Origin of the sequence: Rhizobacter sp., assembly GCA_021153565.1 — a bacterium.
Lineage (GTDB): Bacteria > Pseudomonadota > Gammaproteobacteria > Burkholderiales > Burkholderiaceae_C > Albitalea.
Genome location: JAJKJU010000258.1, coordinates 28,452 through 46,077 on the forward strand (window position 1 = coordinate 28,452; position 17,626 = coordinate 46,077).

Annotated in this window: 10 protein-coding genes; 6 read left to right on the forward strand and 4 right to left on the reverse strand. The window is 59.8% G+C overall.

Translation table 11 applies throughout. From position 1 onward, the window contains the following. Positions 1-92 precede the first annotated feature (92 nt). The 4 genes from wecB to AC30NL_RS16695 all read right to left on the reverse strand — a co-directional run bounded on the left by wecB (position 93) and on the right by AC30NL_RS16695 (position 5,284). The gene (gene wecB, locus AC30NL_RS16680; RefSeq protein ID WP_489465122.1) at positions 93-1,199 is read right to left on the reverse strand and encodes a non-hydrolyzing UDP-N-acetylglucosamine 2-epimerase; all 1,107 of its coding nucleotides are present in this window, start codon (positions 1,197-1,199) and stop codon (positions 93-95) included. Further along, positions 1,196-2,275 carry a DUF354 domain-containing protein gene (locus AC30NL_RS16685; protein ID WP_489465123.1) on the reverse strand — a complete coding sequence of 360 codons (1,080 nt, stop codon included), beginning with the start codon at positions 2,273-2,275 and terminating at the stop codon, positions 1,196-1,198. Before AC30NL_RS16685 ends, wecB begins: the two co-directional genes overlap by 4 nt. 184 nt (positions 2,276-2,459) lie before the next feature. Further along, complete coding sequence (locus AC30NL_RS16690) at positions 2,460-4,025, reverse strand: O-antigen translocase (protein ID WP_489465124.1); 1,566 nt, start codon at positions 4,023-4,025, stop codon at positions 2,460-2,462. Between the two features lie 74 nt (positions 4,026-4,099). Next, the gene (locus AC30NL_RS16695; RefSeq protein WP_489465125.1) at positions 4,100-5,284 is read right to left on the reverse strand and encodes a sugar transferase; all 1,185 of its coding nucleotides are present in this window, start codon (positions 5,282-5,284) and stop codon (positions 4,100-4,102) included. 341 nt (positions 5,285-5,625) lie between these two features. On the opposite strand from AC30NL_RS16695, the gene AC30NL_RS16700 reads away from it, so the two are divergent. The 6 genes from AC30NL_RS16700 to AC30NL_RS16725 form a co-directional block, all read left to right on the forward strand. Further along, entirely contained in the window at positions 5,626-7,164 is a 1,539-nt protein-coding gene (locus tag AC30NL_RS16700; RefSeq protein ID WP_489465132.1) for an XrtA system polysaccharide chain length determinant, read from the forward strand. 182 nt (positions 7,165-7,346) lie between these two features. Next, positions 7,347-8,114: an XrtA-associated tyrosine autokinase gene (locus AC30NL_RS16705; RefSeq protein ID WP_489465126.1), complete on the forward strand. Its 768-nt coding sequence runs from the start codon at positions 7,347-7,349 to the stop codon at positions 8,112-8,114. Continuing rightward, positions 8,095-9,246, forward strand: coding sequence for a hypothetical protein (locus tag AC30NL_RS16710; protein ID WP_489465127.1), 1,152 nt, complete (start codon positions 8,095-8,097; stop codon positions 9,244-9,246). The genes AC30NL_RS16705 and AC30NL_RS16710 overlap by 20 nt, the downstream gene beginning before the upstream one ends. Positions 9,247-9,270: 24 nt before the next feature. Next, a complete protein-coding gene (locus AC30NL_RS16715; protein ID WP_489465128.1) occupies positions 9,271-10,254 on the forward strand; it encodes a glycosyltransferase family 2 protein in 984 nt (327 codons plus the stop codon). Between the two features lie 16 nt (positions 10,255-10,270). Continuing rightward, positions 10,271-11,749 (forward strand): lipopolysaccharide biosynthesis protein, encoded by a 1,479-nt coding sequence (locus tag AC30NL_RS16720; protein ID WP_489465129.1) that lies wholly within the window; start codon positions 10,271-10,273, stop codon positions 11,747-11,749. Between the two features lie 754 nt (positions 11,750-12,503). Next, a partial coding sequence (locus AC30NL_RS16725) for a LamG-like jellyroll fold domain-containing protein (protein WP_489465130.1) occupies positions 12,504-17,626 on the forward strand: 5,123 nt, incomplete at its 3' end.

The following is a 17,626-nucleotide window of genomic DNA, read 5'->3' on the forward strand; positions in this document are numbered from 1 at the left end:
GGAGGTGGTTCAGTTTGTCGACGAATCGTGCTCAAAGACGAATCAGTCGACCGCGACGGTAAGGAACGTGGGCGTCATGTTTCGTCAACTGTTCAGGCCGCCTCGAGCAAGCTGTCCAAGATCCGCCCGGCGCTATTTCCATCCCATAGAGGCGGAATCTCTCCGAGCCCCGTTTTGTGTCTCAGTGCTTGCTCGACATCGGCCGGCAACCGTTCCAGGGTGGTGAGCCGATTGCTTCCAATCGTGATCGTGATCGGGCGCTCGGTGTTCGGGCGCAAGGTGAGGCAGGGGGTTCGGAAATAGGTGCTTTCTTCTTGCAGACCGCCGGAGTCTGTCAGGATGAAAGCTGCCGATTCGGTGAGACGCAGAGAATCGTGATAGCCCAGTGGATTGATGATGCGCAGGCCAGGGTGCCCATTGAGTGCAATACCAAACTGTTGGCACCGCTGTGTCGTTCTAGGGTGCATGGCAAACACAACAGGAATCGACGCGGCTACTTTCGACAGTGCCTGAATGACACCGCCCAGTTCCGGGGCATGGTCGACATTCGAGGGCCGATGCAGGGTGACATATGAAAACGACTTTTCCTGCAATCCCAGGCGCTCGAGAATCGAACTGGAACGTGCCTTGGGAAGATTTGCGCGCAATGCATCGATCATGACGTTGCCAACACACTTTATCCTGGTCGCCGGGATGCCTTCGCGACGCAGGTTCTCGTCTCCATCCGACGATGGGGTCAGCAGCAGGTCGGCAAGAGAATCGGTCACGATGCGATTGATTTCCTCCGGCATGCCACGGTCGAAGCTGCGCAACCCAGCTTCAACGTGCGCGACCTTGATGCCCAACTTGGCGCACACGAGGGTGCATGCCATGGTGGAGTTGACGTCTCCCACCACGACAACCCAGTCTGGCCTTTCAGACTCGCAAACGGTCTCGAAGGCCTCCATGACGCGTGCAGTCTGAACAGCGTGCGAGCCGGAGCCAACGCCGAGGTTCACGTCCGGTTGAGGAATTCCAAGTTCGTCGAAGAAAACCGCGGACATCATCTCGTCATAGTGCTGTCCGGTGTGAACCAAGCAATATTCGAGCGCAGGCCGTGCATGCCGTGAGCGCATCCGTACCTGATGGACGATCGGCGCCACCTTCATGAAGTTGGGGCGTGCACCTGCGACGATAACCAGTCGGAGGGTACGTTTCATAGTCCGCCTCCTTTGAGCGCAGGCGTGCTGTGCACGTCGAGTTCTGCCATCGCAACGATATGTCCAACGATCGCGTCGAGCGCGCCACGACCGGCCGGTGAGCGCACGTCCGGCCGTTTGCGTTTTGCGAGCACAATTCGGTCTCGCACCTGCGCGGTCGACTCCAGCAGCACCAAGCGACCCTTGGCCGCCAAGTAGCGGTCTACTGCTCCAATAGGGCCTCGAAACGTGCTGTAGACCGGGACACCGAGTGCGGCCGCCTCTCGATTCATGGTGCCGCCCCCGCTGATGACCAGATCTGAATGCCAAACAAGGTTCAAGCCATCTACTGCCCGCTCGGGCACGAGCATCTTTCCGGACTTGAGAAGCTCTGCAAATCGCATTCCCAGCTCAGCCTTCTGGTGGTCGTTGCGGGGTAACAAGATGACCTTCGTGCGCGTGTCGCCGGCGAGCAGATTCAGCGCTGCCGTGAAGAGCTCCTCGCTTTGCGGATTGTGATAGTGCGCCTCGGTAGCGGGTGGCCTGACCGTCACGACAACGTCAGTGTCGAACAGTCCCAGCTCCGCCATGATCGAGCGATCCGGCGAGAAGCTCGCCGTATAGACATCCTCCTTGATTCCGGGATACTGGAGCACCACATTCGCAAACCTGCCAGCAACCTCGCTGGGAATGATATCGGGGACGATCATGCAATCCGGTCGGGTTACATGGGTCACATGCTCGTAATCGCCGATCACGATCGATGGAATTCGCATGACCTTCGCCGCCATGGCTTGCGCTCTGGAGCCATGGGAGATCGCGAGATGAGGTCTGTTGCTCGCGACGAAGGGAAGCAACTGCGCCGCGCGAATGCCCAAGCCAATTACCTTCATCAGCTTGTTCTTGCCAAAGTGCCGCCCAATCGTCGTGCATTCGACGCGGTGCAGCTTGAGCAACTCGACGACGTTGAATGCATCTCGTGCTGTGACCATGACCGAATAGCCCCGCGCCTGAAGTTCGTCAATGAGCGGACGAAAGAACGGGACGTGCGGTGAGTTGTCGAGGTCGATCCAAATTCGACGGGCGTTTTGACTCATTCTCATTTTCATATGCCTTCTGGCCGTGGATGGAGGTGCGCGGTTGAAGCCGCGTCAGCGTTGACGTGCTGCGATGCCGGCGAGTCTCGGCCAGTCGGGCCGGTGTCCGTGCGCGTCATCGCCGACAGGGGCAGTGCGCGCCACCGGAATCGCCTTTCACTGAAGTACAAGAAGGCAGTGGCAGTCATCGTGCCAATCTCCCGAGTTGCAGAAAGTGCGCTATCGGACGTGGCAGTCGCTCGGGAGCTACCAGGTGGACAAGGATTCGAATCGACACATAGCTGCTTGCAATCGTGGCGAGAATTCCAAACGTCATTGATACGGCCGGCGGCAGCACGTGCAAGCCGATGAAGACGGCGCCGACTACGATGAAACTGCAGGTGGCCGTCTTGACGTTCACGGCAGTCCACCGGAAGCCACTCAGTCGTCGCACGATGGGATAAACAAGGAAGCCGTGGAATATGTAGGATCCGAAGAACGCTATGCCCGCACCGTTCACGCCGAAGGCTTCCACGCACCACCACGACAGCCCAATGTTGACCACGGTCCACGCCAGATCGATTGCGAAGAAGAGCATCTGTTTGTTCTTCGCGACGACGATGAATCCGATAGGCCAGGTGAGCACCCGCATTGCCATGCCAAGGCAGATCCATCGCAACACGTCCACAGCGGGAGAGAACTTGGCGCTGTAGAAGAGCGAGATCACGAGCGGGGCCAGGGTCAGGGTGATGAGTACGCCGGGTACGGCCAGCAGCAAGCTGACCTGGGCCTGTTCGTTGACCAGCCGATTGCATTCTTGGTCCTCATAGGCGACGCTGACGAGTCGCGGGTAGCAGTCCGTTCCTAGTGCCTGCAGCACAAGGCCGATATAGAGACCGCCCAATGTCCAAGCGGCGTAGTAGACGCCGGCTGCATCGAGTCCAACCTTGCGCAAAACGATGATGCGCACTGCATAGGCGGCCCCAACCATCAGCATTGCACTTGCCATGAATGCGATGCCGAGCTTCAATAGCATCTTCGATTCCTGGGCGATGTCGACAAGGCTCAATGCCGGTTGGGAAACCGTGATCTTGCGGCTGTACCACCAGGACGCCGCTAGCGAGAGTGTGGCGACAGCCACGAGGGTCGGCACCAGACCGTCTGTCCCTAGAAGGTATACGAGTGGTATGCCGATCGCGGTGCTCAGCAGGCCACTCACTATGGAGAGCCGTGCTATATCGCCGATGCGTCGCATGCCTTGGAGCAGCGCGCTCTGGCTGCCAGCGACAACGCTGACAAACACAACCAGGGAAAGCCACGCGACCGAGTTGACGTGATCAGCGCTGCCAAAAGTCAGTGTCGCGATCGGTCTTGAGAACACGGCCAAGACGATGGCTCCAAGCAGTCCACAAACGATGGATGTTCGTCGCAACGCAGTCACTGTGCGAGCGATTCGCATTGCATCTTTGGACGCTTCGGATTGGGCAATCTGCCGTACGCCGCTTGCGTTCAATCCCATTTGTGCAACGCGGCTAGCCAGTTCGCTGATGAGGATGTAGGCGCCCATCACTCCATAGCCTGCCGGGCCGAGAAGTACGGCCATGATCTTTGTCCTGATCATGCCAATGGACAGATTAATGACGGACGACCCACCGATCATTGCGGAGGTCTTCAGAATGTCACGGTAGCTGTGCTTCTTCGCACGTGACACCGGGTCAATCGGCAGTCCCGCGGTGGAAACGCTCGCAAGTACGACGGGTTCATCATCCATAGCGCCTGTCTTTCGTTGCAATGCGACAGACGTCACGATTCATAAGGCATTTATCGCTGCGTCGCTGCGGTCGATCAGGTCGCGCCTGTTCCTCGAAAAACAACCAGCACGGTCTTCAGCAATATCTTCATATCGAGCACAAGGGAACAATTGCGGATATAACGAAGATCCATCCTCACCATCTCATTGAAGGTAACCCTGCTTCGACCTTCGACCTGCCAGAGTCCGGTGATGCCAGGCCTGAGTGTCAGCAGCCGACGAAGATGCCATGACTGATAGTTCTCGGTCTCATAAGGAATAGGAGGTCGCGGGCCCACGAGGCTCATCTCTCCCTTCAGCACGTTGAATAGCTGTGGCAGCTCATCGATGCTGGTCTTGCGAATGAATCTGCCGAGTGGTGTTATGCGGGGATCGGACTGAAGCTTGTAGGATGCCGGTCTGGGGATGGCACTGGTTTGGGCCGGGCGTTCACTCTTGATAAGGTCTGCAACGAACTGGCGGTGGATGCTGTCATCCACGTTTACCAGCATCGATCGAAACTTGTAGAAGGTGAATGGCACACCGTTCTTGCCCAGGCGTGTCTGCTTGAAGAGGACGGGGCCGCGTGAACTCATGAAGATTGCTGCCGCGGTGACGAGCATCAATGGGCCAAGCATGATGAAGGCAATGAGCGATCCCACGATGTCCAGCCCGCGCTTCAATGAATAGTCGGGACGATTCGTCACTTCGGACACTAAAAACGGCTGGAATGCTGGTCGCTTGCCGACGGGTTGGGTGAGGTTTTCAAAGATTTGATCAGGATAGGTGGCGGCGGTGGCTTGAATGGGAAGTGCTCCGGCCTGATCCGCGATTTTGCGCACAAATGCTTTGGTGCCAACATCATCGGTATCTGGACATAGCACCGCAATCATGTCGTCGCCGACATGTCCAAGGACATCGGTTTCGCGCTTTGCCGCATGCAGTACTTCGAGCAGGCAGTCTGCATTCTTCGCACTGAATCCGTCGTTCGCGTTGATGCGATAGAGCACGATCGAAAGGGCCGCATTGGACCTCTCCGAGCGGCGCTTCTCGCGGTTCAGATGCTTGAGAAAGTCATTGCTCGGCAAAGGGTCGTCGTGCTCGACCTGGTGTTGCTTTGCAGTGGTGGAAGTGCCGGTTTGTCGGTCGCCTTCAATCCGCAGGCGCCCCCACTGGTTTGCACCCACAGTCCTTGCGAGATCGACGACAGACAAAGTCGACGATTCATTCTTCGTACTCATGCAGCCTCCCAATTCAGCCGCAGAAACATGAACAAAAGGACCGGTGCAGCACATTGGCGCAATCGGGCCCCGCAAGCGCCGTGGCGCCATCCCCAACTTCGGCATCTGCAATGTGTGCCGTTGACTTCATTGAAGGGTAAGCATGCGCGCTAAAGTTCAGATTCGCAATGTCTTGAAACACAGGCTCCCCTGGGTTAGGGGGGCGCGAAAACACCGTGCTTTCCTTGCAGTGATTCAGGTGCACACTCCACCCGTCTTTGGGGCGCGACCCGTGAAGTTCGAAGAGTCAAGCGAGTTGCATGTGACGTTCATCTCCAAGGGGGTGATAGGTGAACAACGGTGTGGAAGCTTTTCTCGAAACCGCGCAGCGGATCCTGCGAACGGCGGCCAAGCGTCGCTGGCTCGCACTTGGCGTCGCGGCCGGCTTTGCCCTTGCGTGCAGCTTTGCCATCACGGAGGTTGCAGACAGGTATGAGGCGAAGGCACGTATCTATGTCGACACCCAAACGGTGCTCAAGCCCCTGATGGCGGGACTGACATTTCAACCCGACATTGACCAGCAAGTTCGCATGCTGGCGCAGACGCTGATTTCACGGCCCAACGTCGAACGGCTGGTGCGCATCCCTGAACTGCAGCTGGACGTGTCCGATTCCGCCACGCGCGAAGAGGTCGTGACGCGCTTGATGGACAAGATCAAAGTCATGCCGACGTCGTCGGGTAATCTTTACGAAATTTCGTATCGAGGAAGCGACCCAGATCGCTCGCAGCGACTCGTCGAGGCTATCGTCAACCTCTTCGTCAATTCAGGAGCGGATGCGAAGAAGCGAGATTCGCAGGACGCCGGGCGGTTTATTGATGAACAGATCCGCAGCTATGAGAAAAAGCTGATCGAGGCGGAGAATCGCCTCAAGGAATTCAAGATGCGCAACTTCGGCGTGTCGGGAGTTTCGACCCAAGACTATTTCACTCGGGTGTCGACACTCACCGAAGTAGTGAGCAAGCTGCGGGCAGAGTTGAATGCTGCGGAGATGTCGCGAGATTCGTATCGGCGCGAACTCACCGCGGAAGATCCTCAGCTGCCGGCGGTTGCCGCTGTGGTCGATGTAGAGGCTCGCCTGGATGCGCAACGAAAGCAGCTTGACGACTTGCTGCGTCGTTATACGGAGGCGCATCCGGATGTGATCAGTGCGCGCCGAATCATTAGTCAGCTTGAGGCCGATGCAGGTAATCGCAGAGAAATTGCTGAACACTCGCCGGCGAGGCCGGGCAAGGGGCGTAAGGCGGCGACAAGTCCTGTCTATCAAAGGCTGAGAATCTCGCTCGCGGAAGCAGAGGCCCAAGTGGCTTCATTGCGTTCGCAACTTTCAACTCAGCAGGCGCAACTGGACCAGGTAAGGGCGCTCGCTGGACGAGCTCCGCAGGTGGAGGCCGAGCTTGCACAGTTGAACCGTGACTATGATGTGATCCGCAAGAACTACGATCTGATGGTGGTTCGTCGCGAGTCGGCGTCGCTCGGCGTGAAGCTCGACGAATCGTCTCAACTCGCGGAGTTTCGTCTGGTCGAGCCTCCGCGGGTATCGAGCACCCCAGCATTCCCATCACGAGTACATCTTGGGCTGATTGCGATGGTGGTCTCGATGATCGCGGGAATCGTCGCAGCGCTGGTTGCCGACCGCGTTCGTCCTACGATCGAAAGTGCCGCGGCGCTTCAGGCCTTTACACGACGACCAATGCTTGGCAGCGTATCGGTGATGCTGACGTCGCAGGCGCTGAGACAGCGGCGTGCCGATGTTGTTCGCTTTGCAATTGCAGCGGCAACGGTGCTGGCGATGCAAAGCGCTTGGTTGGCTTGGATTGCAAGCAATCCGATAGCGAGGTGAGCGCCATGAGCATCATTGAGCAGGCAGCGAGGCGTCTTGAAGAGTTGAGTCGGGCAGGCGTGTCTGTGCCCTGGACCGCAGCCGGTCTGTCCGGGCCAGGACTGCAAAAGCATGCAGAGATCATTTCGTCTGAGAAACAGCAGAAGGTGTCGCTTCCGCTGGCTGGCGGCACTGCGTCTTCGATGCCCGGCGTCGACGGCGTTGAGACGATCCCTTTGCACGCGACCCGTGAGCATGAAGCGGTGACCCTGGACCTCGAGCATCTGATGCAAGGGGGGCACCTCGTTCCGACTGAATCGAGGTCAGCGCTTGCCGAGGAGTTCCGCCACATCAAGCGTCCGCTGTTGCGCAATGCGCGAGGTATGGCCCAGCATGAACGCAAATCACTGATCATGGTGACGAGCGCTCTGCCGGGTGAGGGAAAAACGTTCTGCGCGATCAACCTGGCCATGAGCATGGCCCTCGAGATGGATACCTCTGTGTTGCTCGTTGATGCGGATGTTGTCCGTCCCGACGTTAACAAGCGCCTCGGACTGGCGCCGCGAAAGGGGTTCCTCGACGTGTTGACTGAAGGCAAGCTCGATCTTGACGACGTGATGTTGAGGACGAATGTTCCAAAACTGTCGATTCTGCCTGCAGGAACCTACAACAACCGAACTACCGAACTTCTGGCCAGCGACGCGATGAATGTTCTGCTGGGCGAATTGACCACCAGGTATCGGGACACCATCGTGGTGTTCGACGCGCCTCCCTTATTGGTGACGTCCGAAGCCAAGGTTCTCGCAACGCGCGTAGGGCAAGTCGTGTTGGTTGTTGAAGCCTCACGCACGCCTCTCGGCGCGATTGAACGCGCGTTCAGTGCCCTGGAGCAGTGCTCCTGTGTCATGTCTGTGTTGAACAAGGGAAAAGATCCCGTGCGGAGTTACGGCTATGGCGACTACTACGGTTAATCGATGCTCCAGGCAGCTACAGCCTGACGGCGATGTCAATGGTAAGAGGGAGGGTTCACAACTGAAGGCTGGAGATTGGATACGGGTTCGAACAAAAGAGGAGATCCTCGCGACGCTCGATCAAAACGGTGAATTGGATGGCATGCCATTCATGCCAGAAATGCTTGCGTTCTGCGGTAAACGATTTCAGGTCTACAAACGCGCTCACAAGACGTGCGACACGGTCTTTCCAGTTCGAGGGCGCCGGCTGCAACGGACTGTTCATCTCTCTACGCGGTGTGACGGTAAGGCGCATGGTGGCTGCCAAGCTGGGTGCCTTCTGTTCTGGAAGGAAGCATGGCTCAGACTTGCGCCCACTGACGAGTCTGTCATCGACGGCGCAGTACCAGTGAAATTTTTTCCTGGCGGTCTCTCCACTTCACTCTCGAACGAAGCTGATCTTGGGTTGCGCACCATGCGCGAGGAAGCCGGCAGCCCGCCCGCGTATGTTTGCCAAGCCACTCGACTGCCTTACGCAACTTCCAAGCTGTGTTGGTGGGACATTCGGCAATATATCGAAGACTATGTGTCGGGCAACGTGTCCGCCGCCAGGTTGACTTCGGGTTTCCTGTTCGCGGCTTATCACAGTTTGAGCGAGGCCGGTATCGGGCTGGGTCGACCGATGAGATGGTTATACGACCGTCTCTGCGTTCTGTGGGGTGGACGTCCGTGGCCCAGGAAGTCGGGAGTGATCCCGGTCGGGGGTAAGACGCCCGAGCTTCAGTTGAATTTGCAGCCGGGCGAAATCGTTCGCGTGAAGTCTCTGGATGAAATCATGAAGACGGTCACGCTCGATTGGAAGAATCGAGGAATGATCTGGGATCCGGAGATGGCGCCATTCTGTGGCAACACCTACCGTGTGCTGCGGCGCGTGAACCAGATCATCGATGAGAAGACAGGAAAGATGATCGTCATGAAGAACCCATGCATCGTGCTCGATTCTGTCGTCTGCGAGGCGCGGTACAACAGTTGCAGAATGTTCTGCCCCCGCAGCATCTATCCCTATTGGCGGGAAGTCTGGCTAGAACGAGTTGAGGCCGCCCAGGCATCCCAGGCAACTGAAGTAGGTGCTGGCGCTGTAATACAGAACTGACGACTCGTCTGGAGAGTGGCAGCAATGGAACGGGAGCCTCATGTATCGATAGTGACACCCGTCTACAACGGCGCTAAGTATCTTGAGCGTTGCATTCGTAGCGTCGTCGAGCAGAAATATCAGAACTGGAGCTACACGATTGTCGACAATTGCAGTACCGACGGGTCCTTCGACATTGCGTTGAAGGCATCGGAGCACGACAGCCGTATCCGGGTCGTCAGAAACAAGCAGTTCGTCGGCATGATCGAAAACCACAATAATGCCTTTCGGGAACTGGCCCCTGAAAGCAAGTATTGCAAATTGCTATCGGCAGACGACTGGATCTATCCAGACTATCTGACAACAATGGTGTGCTGCGCGGAAAAACATCCGACTGCGGCTATGATTTCTTGCTTGGTTGTCAACAAGAACCTCGTTTCGTTTCCGGGGCTTGCTGCAGAGAATACATTATTCGACGGTGTCGCCGTCATTCGACAGTTCCTAAGGGGGCAGCTCAAAACATTCTGGTTGCCAACAAGTGTGATGTATCGCGCGGACGTTGTTCGTGCCTGCAAAAGCTTCTATCCTGGGACTGCGCCCAGCGCCGATCTGGAAGCCTGCCTGGAGATCCTCGGCCGAGGCGACCTTGGGTTTGTTCATCAGGTACTGGCCTACGAACGCCTGCATGATGAATCTGCCACAGCGGGCGTTATCCGGATGAGTAGTACGCAACTTGACCGTATCCGGTTGCTTCGGAAATTTGGACCCCGGTATCTTCCCGATCACGAGGCTGCGCGTGTCTGTAACGCCGCCTTGTGGAGGTACTACAAGCGTGTACTCGGCGCGGCCTGCTTTCAGTTTCGCAATCGCCAGTTCTGGAGGTTTCATAGTGAGGCCTTGCGTGAACTTGGTTATTCGACTTTCAATTGGCGTTTCTTCCTCGGCGCGGCAGCCAACGTGGCGGACATGCTGTTGCATCCGATGCATAGCGTGTCCCGAGTTCTGAAGAAGGTGCGAAGAGTTCCGTGAGCAATGGATCGTGATCGTGCCAACTCCGATAAAAAATCTCAAAGAGAGGGCCATCCGGGGTGGCATGTCCAAGGTACTGGCCCAGGCGGTCAATCTGGGCCTGCGAATGGTGGCCTTGATGATCCTGGCTCGCATCCTCACACCGAACGACTTCGGTCTCATTGCAATGGTGATGGCCGTTGTCGGCGCCTTGAACGTATTCAAGGATATGGGGCTATCTACTGCGACCATCCAGCGCACGGACGTCACGGATGGGCAGATCTCAGCGTTGTTCTGGATCAATATCTTCGTTGGCTTCGTGCTCATGGTTGTTGCAATGGCAAGCGCGCCGCTCCTCGCGACTTTCTACAAGGAGCCGCGGCTCGTCTGGGTGGGAGTGGCCTTGGCTGCGAGTTTCCTTATCAGTGCACTAGGTATTCAACATACTGCACTGCTCGAACGCCAGATGCGGTTCACGATGATTTCTGCGCTGGAATCGTTCTCGCTGCTCGTCAGCGTCATCGTTGGAATTGTTATGGCGTGGTTCGGCGCCGGCTACTGGGCGCTTATCGGGATGTCTTTGGCCTCGCCAGCTGTCTATAGCACATCGGTTTGGATGGTTTCCGGCTGGTCGCCCGGCTGGCCTCGGCGTGCTGAGGGCCTTGGTTCAATGGTCCGTACGGGTGGCATCGTGACCGTCAACGGGTTGGTCGTGTACCTCGCCTATAACCTCGAGAAGGTGCTCCTCGGCAGGTTTTGCGGTCCCGAAGTTTTGGGCTTGTACAGTCGCGCCTACCAGTTGGTCAACATGCCGACAGACAACTTGAATTCCGCGATGGGAGGGGTCCTGCTGTCGACATTGTCGCGCGTCAAGGATGACCCAGAGCGGTTGAGAAGCTATTTCCTCAAGGGCTATTCCGTGCTTATCGCCGCCACTGTCCCTATCGCGGCGACCTTTGCCTTGCTCGCTGACGAGATCATTGCCGTCGTTCTGGGATCCCAATGGGGGAGCGTGGCCCCGATCTTCCGCCTGCTGGCTTCGACGGTCCTGACCCTCGCCATCATCAATCCACTCTGGCCGCTTCTTGTGTCGATGGGCCTGCTGCGCCGAAGCGTCAAGATGGTCATGGTGCTGGCGCCGATCATCACGACAGGGTACATCCTGGGCCTTCCTTGGGGGGCGATGGGGGTGGCGGCAGGATTTTCCATCGCTCTCGGGCTGTGGGCGATTCCGCACATCGCTTGGGCCGTGCACAACACCGGCGTGTCGCTCGCTGATATTTTGAGGGTGATCAGCCGCCCGATCATTTCTGCCATCGTTGCTACTGCTGTTGCCGCTTGGGCGGTCGGAGTCCTTCCGGGCGCCGCGCCCGCGCTGCTGCGCCTTATTGCTGGCATGACCGTACTCCTGGTTGTTTATGTCTTCGTTCTTCTACTTGTGATGAACCAAAAGGGGCTTTACCTGGATGTCTTGAAAGCAATGCGGCCGCGTGTTGCTCCTCAACCGGGCAAGTAGGGGCGGTCGAAAGATTGAGAAGGTGGCATTCAGCACCGTGCACTACGCACTCAAGACCTCGGCCTACACGATGATCAACTTGCGGCACTTCTGCAACTGATCCCACCGCTGGTCTAGACCATTCGACGACGGTGCGTTGCATCGCGTTGCGCTTTCGCTCGCGCCGCTCTTGACGAATCCACCCCTTCGCGGCGCCTAATGCCACCTCAAACTGCCATCCACGAGCGCACCTGCTGCTTGTCATTCGCCATCGACCACACTGGCGACTTCGTGCCGACCGAAACTCGCAACCCCTTGATGGGATGCGACACGTAGGCTCAGGGTACGCCGCATACCAGCGCACGCACAGCAGCGTCACCTCTAGCGGGTAAAGCAGAGCCTCTTGCGCAGGTTCGATGTCGTGAGCTGTATGTCCAACGGACGATCACCCAATTCTCGCCACAGCCGTTACTGCGACAGAGCCAGGAATCATCGGGTAAGCGAGCCAGTCGGCGCGTCACGCCGACACCCCCCTATGTTGCGGGGGCGAGTCCGTAGTGCAACGGATCAACACGTCGGTTATTGTTGTCGCAATTGTTTGCGGGAGCGGAGTACAGGCAGTCTAGGCTGAGTTCTCTCTGGAAGCTGCCAAGCTGAGCGAACCGACGTTGCTGGCCACGCTGGGCCGGAGCGCGTCATTCGCGTGTCATGGCTTTGGCGTGGCGAGTCGGGTTGGTGCCACGCGCGGTCGGCAATGCTTTATCCAGAGGTGCCTATGGATACCATCAGCCTGCGTGCAGCATCGCGGCTTGCCTTCTACGCGGCGGTGGCCCTCATCGTGTCCTGTGGAGGCGGCGATCCGCAGCACGACCGAGACGCCGACTCGCGAACAGCGCGTGCGCTGGCCGTCACGCCGCCGCCGACCTTCTTCCCCAATGTTTCAATCCCCGCCAATGCCAATACGTACGGCATGTGGTCGCCGGTCTACAACTGGCCGGAGGGCGTGGCGGTTCACGCAGTCATTCTTCCCGATGGCCATCTGCTGACCTTTGGCAGCACGGCGAGCGGATTCCAGACCGCGCACGTGAGCGTCGACATCTGGGACAGCACGGTTGCTCCGGACATGGGACACCTCACGCTGCCCAACAACACGGGCACGGATTTCTTCTGCAGTTCGAACGTCCTTTTGCCGCCCGATGGCGGCGGCGCGCCGCCGAAGGTCTTTATCGCCGGAGGGGACAACTGGACCGGATCGGTGACGACCAACGGCGCCAATCCGAACAGCAATGTGCTGGATCTAGGTACGAATACGCTGACGCGCCAGAGGGACATGCAGCGTCCGAGGTGGTACTCGACCTCCATCACGCTGGCCAATGGCGAGACCTACATCCAGGGCGGGACCGGCGGCACGGACCGTCCCGAGGTGCGGGGCGTGAATGGCGTGTTTCGTCTCCTCGGCGGAGCCGACACCTCATCGCTTGATTTCTGGTTTCCGCGCAACTACGCAGCTCCGGATGGACGCGTGTTCGGCTATGACAGTACGGGTCGGATGTACTACGTCGACACGAGCGGATCCGGCACCTTCACGTCGGCCGGCCAATTCGCGTCGCAATATGCGCACTACTCTGCCACCTCTGCAATGTTCCGCCCCGGCCGCATCCTCCAGGTCGGCGGCAATTCGAATGCAGCCGCGGTCATCGACATCAACGGCGCAGCTCCGGTATTGACGCCGACGCAGTCGCTGTCGGCGCAGCGGCAGTGGGCCAACGCAACGGTGCTTCCCGATGGAAAGGTCCTTGTTACGGGAGGATCCCAGAACGATACGTCGAACGACTCCACTGCCCCGCCGGTCAATCCCAGCTTCACGGCCGAAATCTGGAACCCCGTCAACGAGCAATGGCTGTTGGGCGCTTCGGCGGCCAAGGCCAGGGGCTACCACTCGACCGCCGTCCTGCTACCGGACGCTGCCGTGCTGGTGGCTGGAACCGGCGCACGCAATCCGGACAATCCCACGGTCAACCAGCTCAACGCCGAGATCTACTACCCCCCCTATTTCTTCGCCGCCAACGGCGTGAGGGCGTCGCGACCGATCATCGCGTCGGCACCGGACTGGGTGGACATCGGCAAGGTGATCGGCGTTTCGGTGGCCAACGCCGCCAGCGTGAGCCGCGTGACGCTGGTCAAGACCAGCGCGACCACCCACAGCTTCAACATGGACCAACGGTTCCTGGAGCTGACCTTCGCCGCCAATGGGCTGGACCTCTCCGTGCAGATGCCCGCGCACGCGCGCGATGCCACGCCGGGACACTACATGCTGTTCGTGTTCAACGAATCGGGCGTGCCCTCAGTGGCCAAGATCGTGCGCATGGGCATCGCCTCGGTGCCCGATCCGGCAGTGGTGCCCACGCTGGCCACTCCGCCGACACAGGTCAGCAACGTGGGAGCTTCGGCGACCTTGGCGCTCATTGCCAGCGATCCCAATGGCGATCCGCTCACCTACAGCGCCACCGGCCTTCCGCCGGGGCTGTCGCTGTACCCCACGAGCGGCGTGATCAGCGGCACGCCGACCAGCGCCGGGAACTACAGCGTGACGGCCACCGTGACGGACGGGGTCAACCTTGCCAGCGCCAACTTCCTGTGGACCATCAACGCCGTCAATGGCGTCGTAATCACCTCGCTGCAGCCCGCCGCTAACACGCTGGCGGGAACCTCGGCCTCCTTCACCGCGAGCACCCAGGGAGGGACCAACGTCATCTATCGCTGGAACTTCGGTGACGGTACCGGCGACACACCGTGGTCTCCCACGGGCACGGTGAGTCACACGTATGCGAATCCGGGAACCTATTCCGTGACGCTCAGCGTCAACGACGACAGCCTCGTGCTCCAGTCGCGCACCTTCCTTCAGACGGTGGCGTTGCCTGCCACAGCCAACAAGCCGAGCGCCTCCAGCAACATCGTCATCCAGAGCCCCACTGGCAGCGACCCGCGGCTGTGGGTCGTCAACCAGGACAACGACAGTGTCAGCGTCTTCAACACCGTGACTCGCGCCAAGCTGGCCGAGATCGCCGTAGGCAGCGCCCCGCGATCCATCGCCGTGGCCGCCAACGGGCTGATCTGGGTCACCAATAAGCGCAGCGACTCCATCAGCGTCATCGATCCGGCCACCAACGCCGTGGTGAACACAGTCGCGCTGCCCAGAGCGTCGCAACCCTTCGGCATCGTGATGTCGCCGTCCACCGCGCAGGCGTTCGTGGTGCTGGAGGCAACGGGCCAGCTTTTGAAATTCGACACCGGCTCTGGGGCGCAGCTTGGCGCCGTGTCCGTAGGGCCAAACCCGCGTCACGTGTCAATCAACGCCGATAGGACGAACGTCTACGTGTCGCGTTTCATCACCCCGCCGCTGCCCGGCGAGAGCACCGCCACGGTCAGCCCCACACCGGGCAACGGTGCCGAGGTCGTCGTCGTCAACGCGGGCTCCATGGGTGTCGTGAGCACGATCGTGCTGCAGCACAGCGACAAACCCGACCTGGAAAACCAGGGCCGGGGCATTCCGAACTACCTGGGCGCAGCCACCATCTCGCCCGACGGCACGCAAGCCTTCGTGCCATCCAAGCAGGACAACATCAAGCGCGGCATGCTGCGCGACGGCACGGGGCTGAACTTCCAGAACACCGTGCGCGCCATCAGCTCGCGCATTGTCCTGGCCACCGGCCAGGAAGACCTGAGCAAGCGCGTCGACCACGACAACGCCAGCGTTGCCAGTGCTGGCGCGTACGACACCCGCGGCGTTTACCTGTTCGTCGCGCTGGAGACCAGCCGGGAGGTGGCTGTCGTCGACGCCTTCTCAGGTTCCCAGGTGATGAGATTCGACGTGGGCCGTGCGCCGCAAGGGCTGGTGGTATCCGGCGACGGCAAGACGCTGTATGTCAACAACTTCATGGACCGCACGGTGGGGGTGTACGACCTGCAGCCCTTGCTGTCCAACGGCCAGCTCAGTGTGCCGCTGGTGGCCATGCTCTCGCCGGTCGGCGCGGAAAAGCTTGCCGCCCAGGTGCTGCTCGGAAAGCAGCTTTTCTATGACGCGCGAGATGTCCGACTCGCGCGCGACCGCTACATGAGCTGCGCCACCTGCCACAACGACGGAGGCAATGACGGGCGCACCTGGGACTTCACCGGCCAGGGCGAGGGCCTGCGCAATACCATCGCCCTACGCGGGCGCGCCGGTGCACAGGGGCTGCTGCACTGGAGCGGCAATTTCGACGAGGTGCAAGACTTCGAGGGCCAGATCCGGGCGCTGTCCGGGGGCACGGGCCTCATGAGCGACACAGCCTTCAACACTGGAACTCGCTCCCAACCCCTTGGCGATCTCAAGGCCGGTATCAGCACCGATCTCGATGCGCTGGCCGGCTATGTGGCCTCGCTCAACACCTTCGAACCCAGTCCGTATCGCACCGCCAGCGGCACCCTGACCGCCACGGGAAGCGCAGGCCGGGCTGTGTTCCAGGCGCAAAACTGCGTGAATTGCCACGGTGGCACCGCTTTCACCGCCTCCGCTTCGCTGGGCCTGCAGAACATCGGCACGCTCAAGCCAAGCAGCGGGCAGCGACTCGGCGCGCCGCTCACTGGCATCGACATCCCCACCCTGCGCGATGTCTGGCGCACTGCGCCATACCTGCACGATGGCTCGGCCACCACGTTGGGGGATGCGGTGACCGCACACAACGGAGTGAACATCACCAGCGCCGATCTGGCGTCCCTGGTTCAGTACCTCAAGGAAATTGGCTCGGACGAGCCCGTGGCCCTGTATTCCGCGAGCGCTGGTCTGGTGGCCGCCTACGGCTTCAACGAAGGGACGGGCGCCGTGCTGGCCGACCTCTCGGGCAACGGCAACAATGGCACGATCAGCAACGCGACGTGGACCACGGCGGGCAAGTACGGCAGCGCATTGACGTTCAACGGCACGAACGCAGTCGTGACTGTGCCCAACGCCAGCTCGCTGCAGCTCACCACGGGCATGACACTGGAGGCATGGGTGTTCCCGACGTCCGCGCCCGCGGGCTGGCGTGCGGTGGTGGACAAGAACGTCGACGGCTACTACCTGATGGCATCCTCGGACCAGAGCAATCGCCCCGCTGTTGGAGGCACCTGGGCGGCAGGCAATCGGAATGCGACGGGCCCATCGACCCTGGCGACGAATATCTGGACGCATCTGGCGGCCACCTTCGACGGAGCCACCATTCAGATCTACGTCAATGGGGTGCAGGTCGCCAACGCGCCGCAAACCACCTCGCTGGTGACCACCAGCGGAACCTTGCAAATCGGCGGCGACAGCTATCCCGGCGAATTCTTCGCCGGGCTCATCGACGAAGTGCGCATCTACAACCGCGCTCTCAGCACTGCGGAGATTGGCGCCGACATGAACACACCGCTAACGCCGGTGGCCGACATCACGCCGCCGGTGTTGAGCAACGGACAGCCTGGCGGAACGCTGGCCGGGGGCACGACACAGGCCACGCTGAGCCTGACTAGCAACGAAAACGCCACGTGCCGCTACAGCACCATCGCAGGCACTGCCTACACATCGATGACCAGCGCCTTCAGTACCACGGGTGGCACGACGCACTCCACGCCGGTCAGCGGGTTGGCCAATGGGCAGACCTACCGCTATTACGTGCGCTGCCAGGACAGCTCGGGCAATGCCGATACAGCCGACTTCACGATCAGCTTCTCTGTTGCCTCACCCGACGCCACGCCGCCCACCGTCAGCATCAGTGCACCATCCGCCGGGGCCACGGTGACAGGCTCGGTCACCGTGAGCGCGAGCGCCAGCGACAACGTCGGCGTGGCGGGAGTGCAGTTCCTGCTCGATGGCGCCCCCCTCGGGGCCGAGGTGACCGC

Bases quoted from the DNA above. Each gene is read 5' to 3' on its own strand.
- AC30NL_RS16710 (WP_489465127.1), top strand. From the start codon at position 8,095: ATGGCGACTACTACGGTTAATCGATGCTCCAGGCAGCTACAGCCTGAC.
- AC30NL_RS16705 (WP_489465126.1), top strand. From the start codon at position 7,347: ATGCCCGGCGTCGACGGCGTTGAGACGATCCCTTTGCACGCGACCCGT.
- AC30NL_RS16695 (WP_489465125.1), bottom strand. From the start codon at position 5,284: ATGAGTACGAAGAATGAATCGTCGACTTTGTCTGTCGTCGATCTCGCA.
- AC30NL_RS16715 (WP_489465128.1), top strand. From the start codon at position 9,271: ATGGAACGGGAGCCTCATGTATCGATAGTGACACCCGTCTACAACGGC.
- AC30NL_RS16685 (WP_489465123.1), bottom strand. From the start codon at position 2,275: ATGAGTCAAAACGCCCGTCGAATTTGGATCGACCTCGACAACTCACCG.
- wecB (WP_489465122.1), bottom strand. From the start codon at position 1,199: ATGAAACGTACCCTCCGACTGGTTATCGTCGCAGGTGCACGCCCCAAC.
- AC30NL_RS16690 (WP_489465124.1), bottom strand. From the start codon at position 4,025: ATGGATGATGAACCCGTCGTACTTGCGAGCGTTTCCACCGCGGGACTG.